This is a genomic window from Micromonospora sp. M51, assembly GCF_018070305.1.
In the GTDB taxonomy this organism is placed as follows: Bacteria; Actinomycetota; Actinomycetes; order Mycobacteriales; family Micromonosporaceae; genus Micromonospora; species Micromonospora parva.
The window spans coordinates 1-4,972 of the sequence record NZ_JAGPXZ010000461.1 but is presented as its reverse complement, the minus strand read 5'-3'; the positions used below and the strand labels follow the sequence as shown (position 1 = coordinate 4,972).

At 71.2% G+C, this 4,972-nt stretch carries 3 protein-coding genes; 1 reads left to right on the top strand and 2 read right to left on the bottom strand.

The window, feature by feature from the left end; translation table 11 throughout:
- Both KBX53_RS22045 and KBX53_RS22040 read right to left on the bottom strand, forming a co-directional pair.
- A partial coding sequence (locus KBX53_RS22045) for a GntR family transcriptional regulator (RefSeq protein WP_210861384.1) occupies window positions 1-532 on the bottom strand: 532 nt, incomplete at its 3' end.
- A gap of 123 nt (window positions 533-655) precedes the next feature.
- Window positions 656-1,525, bottom strand: coding sequence for a PAC2 family protein (locus KBX53_RS22040; RefSeq protein ID WP_030332815.1), 870 nt, complete (start codon window positions 1,523-1,525; stop codon window positions 656-658).
- 261 nt (window positions 1,526-1,786) lie between these two features.
- Between KBX53_RS22040 and metH the strand changes: the two genes are divergently transcribed.
- Window positions 1,787-4,972 (top strand): methionine synthase (gene metH, locus KBX53_RS22035; RefSeq protein ID WP_210861383.1); only part of this gene is annotated, 3,186 nt, incomplete at its 3' end.

Below are 4,972 nucleotides of genomic sequence, written 5' to 3'. Positions count from 1 at the left end.
CCTCGGCCTCCTGGTAGTGCGGTCGGCCGAACGCCTCGGTGCGCTCCAGGGAGGTGCCCGTGGTGTCGCGGGGCAGGAACCAGGAGGCGCCCACCTCGACGGGGGAGTCGTCGGTGCGTACGAGGTGCCGGCGGCACAGCAGGCTGGTGCCGTCGGACACGCCGAAGGCGTCGGCCACCTCGGCGGGGGCGGGGGCGGGCCCGACGGAGACGAGCTGCTGCCGGTACCGGGCGGCCAGGTCGGTGTGGTAGCCGCGGAAGCCGCCGTAGCGGCCCCGGGAGAGGCGGTTGAGTCGGCGGCGGGTGCCCCGGACGTACGTACCGGAGCCGGGTTTGGTGATCAGGATGCCCTCGACCCGCAGCTGGTCGACGGCGCGTTGCACGGTCTGCTTGGCGACGCCGAACATCTCGGCGATGGCCGGGATGGACGGCAGCCGCTCGCCCGGCCCCCAGTCGCCGCGGCGGACCTGGGCCTTGAGCTGCGCGGCGATCTGTCGGTGCGGGAACTCGGCGGCCCCGGGGTTGATCTGCACACCCGCCTCCTTGATCACATCTAGGTTCCTAGGATGCCCTAGCGGGTGTGACGGCGCCACCCCGGACACGCCAAAACGGGCCCCCGGACCACAAAGGTCCGAAGGCCCGCAGGGGAGCGGCGGCTACCAGGAACCGGCGGTGGGGCCGGCGGAACCGCCCCGGCGGCGCAGGTACTTCTCGAACTCCTGGGCGATCTCGTCACCGGTCAACGGGGTGATGCCCTCGTCGCCGACCCGTTCCTCCAGCTCGCGGACGTACTCGCCCAACTCGGCGTCCTGCTCGGCGGCGCTGCGCACCCGCTGCTCCCACTCGGCGGACTCCTCGGCCAGGTCGGCCATCGGCACCGGCAGGTCGACGACCTCCTCGACCCGGTGCAGCAGGGCGAGGGTGGCCTTCGGGCAGGGCGGGTTGTTGGCGTAGTGCGGCACGTGCACCCAGAACGAGACGGCGTCCACCTCGGCGCGGGTGCACGCGTCGTGCAGCACGCCGACGATGCCGGTCGGGCCGTCGTACCGGGTGGGGGTGAGCTGGTAGCGCTCGGCGGCCTGCGCGTCCGAGGCGCTGCCGCTGATCGGCAACGGCCGAGTGTATGGAACGTCGGCCAGCAACGCGCCGAGCAGCACCACCCGTTCCACCTCCAGGCTGTGGCAGATCTCCAGCACCTGCTCGCAGAACGTCCGCCAGCGCATACTCGGCTCGATGCCGCGGATCAGCACCACGTCGCGGTCGGTGCCCTCCGGGCTGGCCACCATGAACCGGGTCGTCGGCCACTCCACCCGCCGGGTCTCCCCGTCGGCCATGGTGATGGTGGGCCGGCTGACCTGGAAGTCGTAGAAGTCCTCCGGATCCAACTCGGCGATCTGCCGGGCGTTCCAGACCTGCTCCAGGTGCTCGACAGCGGCGGTGGACGCGTCGGCGGCGTCGTTCCAGCCCTCGAACGCGGCGATCGCCACGGGGGACCGCAGCACCGGCAGTCCGTCGAACTCGGTCACGCCGTCACCTCACCCTGCTCGTCGCGGCTGGCGCCGGGACCGCGCCCGGTCGTCATGCCGTGGTGCACGGTGGCGTCCCTGTTGTCCTTCACGTCCGTCAGCCTACGTGCAGGGCGGGGGCACGGCCCGTCGGCCGCGCCGGTCGGCCGCTCCGACAGCAGGTCATACCCGAACGAACCAGACAGGGTGATCCCCGTGACACAATAGGGGATCGCTCGAGGATGGTCGTGGAGTCCGGCCGAATCGCACTAACCTGAACGGGTGCGGACTTCATTGATGGATGTGCTGGCTGAGCGGGTTCTCATCGCCGACGGTGCGATGGGCACGATGCTCCAGGCCGCGGACCTCACGCTCGACGACTTCGACGGGCTCGAGGGGTGCAACGAGATCCTCAACGTCACCCGCCCGGACGTGGTGCGCGGGGTGCACGACGCCTACCTGGCCGCCGGTGCGGACTGCGTGGAGACCAACACCTTCGGCGCCAACCTCGCCAACCTCGCCGAGTACGACATCCCGCAGCGCATCCGCGAGTTGTCCGAGGCGGGCGCGCGGATCGCCCGGGAGGCCGCCGACGCGGCCAGCACCCCGCAGCGGCCCCGGTTCGTGCTCGGCTCGATCGGGCCGGGCACCAAGCTGCCCACCCTCGGGCACGCCGACTACTCGACCCTGCGCGACGCCTACCAGGAGAACGCCGCCGGTCTGATCGCTGGCGGCGCGGACGCGCTGATCATCGAGACCTGCCAGGACCTGCTCCAGGTCAAGGCGGCGGTGGTCGGGTCGAAGCGGGCGATGGCCGAGCTGGGCCAGTCGGTGCCGATCATCTGTCACGTCGCCGTGGAGACCACCGGCACGATGCTGGTCGGCAGCGAGATCGGTGCGGCCCTGGCCGCGATCGAACCGCTGGGCGTGGACCTGATCGGGCTCAACTGCTCGACCGGCCCGGCCGAGATGAGCGAGCACCTGCGGTACCTGTCGCAGCACTCCCGCATCCCGCTGTCGGTGATGCCGAACGCCGGCCTGCCGGTGTTGACCGCCGACGGGGCGTACTTCCCGCTGACTCCCGTGGAGCTGGCCGAGGCCCTGGAGCGGTTCGTCACCGAGTACGGCGTGGGGCTTGTCGGCGGCTGCTGCGGCACCACCCCGGAGCACATCCAGGTGCTGTCCGAGCGGCTGCACGGCGTGACCGCCCCGGCCCGCGAGCCCCGACACGAGGCGGGTGTGTCCTCGGTGTACCACCCGGTGCCGTTCGCCCAGGACGCGTCGGTGCTGATGGTGGGGGAGCGGACCAACGCCAACGGCTCGAAGGCGTTCCGGGAGGCGATGCTCGCCGGTGACTGGCGGGCCTGTGTGGAGATCGCCCGCAGCCAGGCGCGCGACGGCTCGCACCTGCTCGACCTCTGCGTGGACTACGTCGGCCGCGACGGCACCCAGGACATGCGGGAGCTGGCCGGCCGGTTCGCCACCGCGTCGACCCTGCCGATCATGTTGGACTCCACCGAGCCGGCGGTCGTCGAGGCCGGGCTGGAGATGCTCGGCGGGCGGTGCGTGGTCAACTCGGTGAACTTCGAGGACGGCGACGGCCCCGAGTCCCGGTACGCGCGGGTGATGCCGATCGTCCGTGAGCACGGCGCGGCGGTGGTGGCGCTGCTCATCGACGAGGAGGGCCAGGCCCGTACCCAGGAGTGGAAGGTCCGGGTCGCGGCCCGGTTGATCGACGACCTGACCGGCCGGTGGGGGATGGACCGCTCCGACATCCTGATCGACGCGCTGACCTTCCCGATCGCCACCGGGCAGGAGGAGACCCGCCGCGACGGCCTCGAGACGATCGAGGCGATCCGGGAGATCGCCCGCCGCTACCCGGGCGTCAACTTCACCCTGGGCATCTCGAACATCTCCTTCGGCCTCAACCCGGCGGCCCGGCAGGTGCTCAACTCGGTGTTCCTGCACGAGTGCGTGCAGGCCGGCCTGACCTCGGCGATCGTGCACGCCAGCAAGATCCTGCCGATGTCGAAGATCCCCGACGAGCAGCGCGAGGTCGCCCTGGACCTGGTCTACGACCGGCGCCGCGAGGGATACGACCCGGTGCAGCGGTTCCTGGAGCTCTTCGAGGGCGTCGACGTGACCAGCGCCCGGGCCAGCCGGGCCCAGGAGTTGGCCGCGCTGCCGCTGGACGAACGGCTCAAGCGGCGGATCATCGACGGTGAGCGCAACGGCCTGGAGGCCGACCTGGACGACGCGATGGCCGGCGGCCGGTCCCCGCTGTCGATCATCAACGACATCCTGCTGGACGGCATGAAGGTGGTCGGTGAGCTGTTCGGCTCCGGCCAGATGCAGCTGCCGTTCGTGCTCCAGTCCGCCGAGGTGATGAAGACCGCGGTGGCCTACCTGGAACCGCACATGGAGACCGCGGAGGACGGCGGCAAGGGCCGCATCGTGCTCGCCACAGTGCGCGGCGACGTGCACGACATCGGCAAGAACCTGGTCGACATCATCCTGTCCAACAACGGCTACGAGGTGGTGAACATCGGCATCAAGCAGCCGATCAGCGCCATCCTGGATGCCGCCGAGCAGCACCGCGCCGACGCGATCGGCATGTCCGGGCTGCTGGTGAAGAGCACCGTCATCATGAAGGAGAACCTGGCCGAGATGGCCACCCGCGGGGTCGCCGAGCGGTGGCCCGTCCTGCTGGGTGGGGCGGCGCTGACCCGCGCGTACGTCGAGGACGACCTGCGCGCGATGTTCCCCGGGCAGGTGCACTACGCGCGGGACGCGTTCGAGGGTCTGTCCCTGATGGACAGGGTGATGACCGCCAAGCGTGGCGGCGCGCCGGTGATCGACCCCGAGCGGGAGGCGGCCCTCGCGGCCCGGCGGGCGCGCCGGGAACGGCAGCGCTCGGTGGTCAGCACGTCGCTGCCGGAGCTGCCCGACTCCTCGGTCCGCTCCGACGTCGCCGCCGACGTGGCGGTGCCCACCCCGCCGTTCTTCTGCACCCGGGTGGTCAAGGGCGTGCCGATGGCCGACTACGCGGCGCTGCTCGACGAGCGGGCCACCTTCTCCGGGCAGTGGGGCCTGCGCGGCGCCCGGGGCGGCAGCGGACCCTCCTACGAGGAACTGGTCGAGACCGAGGGCCGCCCGCGCCTGCGGTACTGGCTGGACCGGTTGATCGCCGACCAGGTCCTTGAGGCAGCCGTGGTGTACGGCTACTTCCCGGCGTACTCCGAAGGCAATGACCTGGTGGTGCTCGACGAGAACGGGCACGCGGAGCGCGCCCGGTTCTCGTTCCCCCGGCAGCGGCAGGAGCGGCGGCTCTGCCTGGCGGACTTCTTCAAGCCCCGGGGCGAGCAGCTCGATGTTGTCGCGTTGCAACTGGTCACCGTGGGTCAGCCGGTCAGCGAGTACGCGGCGAAGCTGTTCGCCCGCAACGAGTACCGCGACTACCTGGAGGTG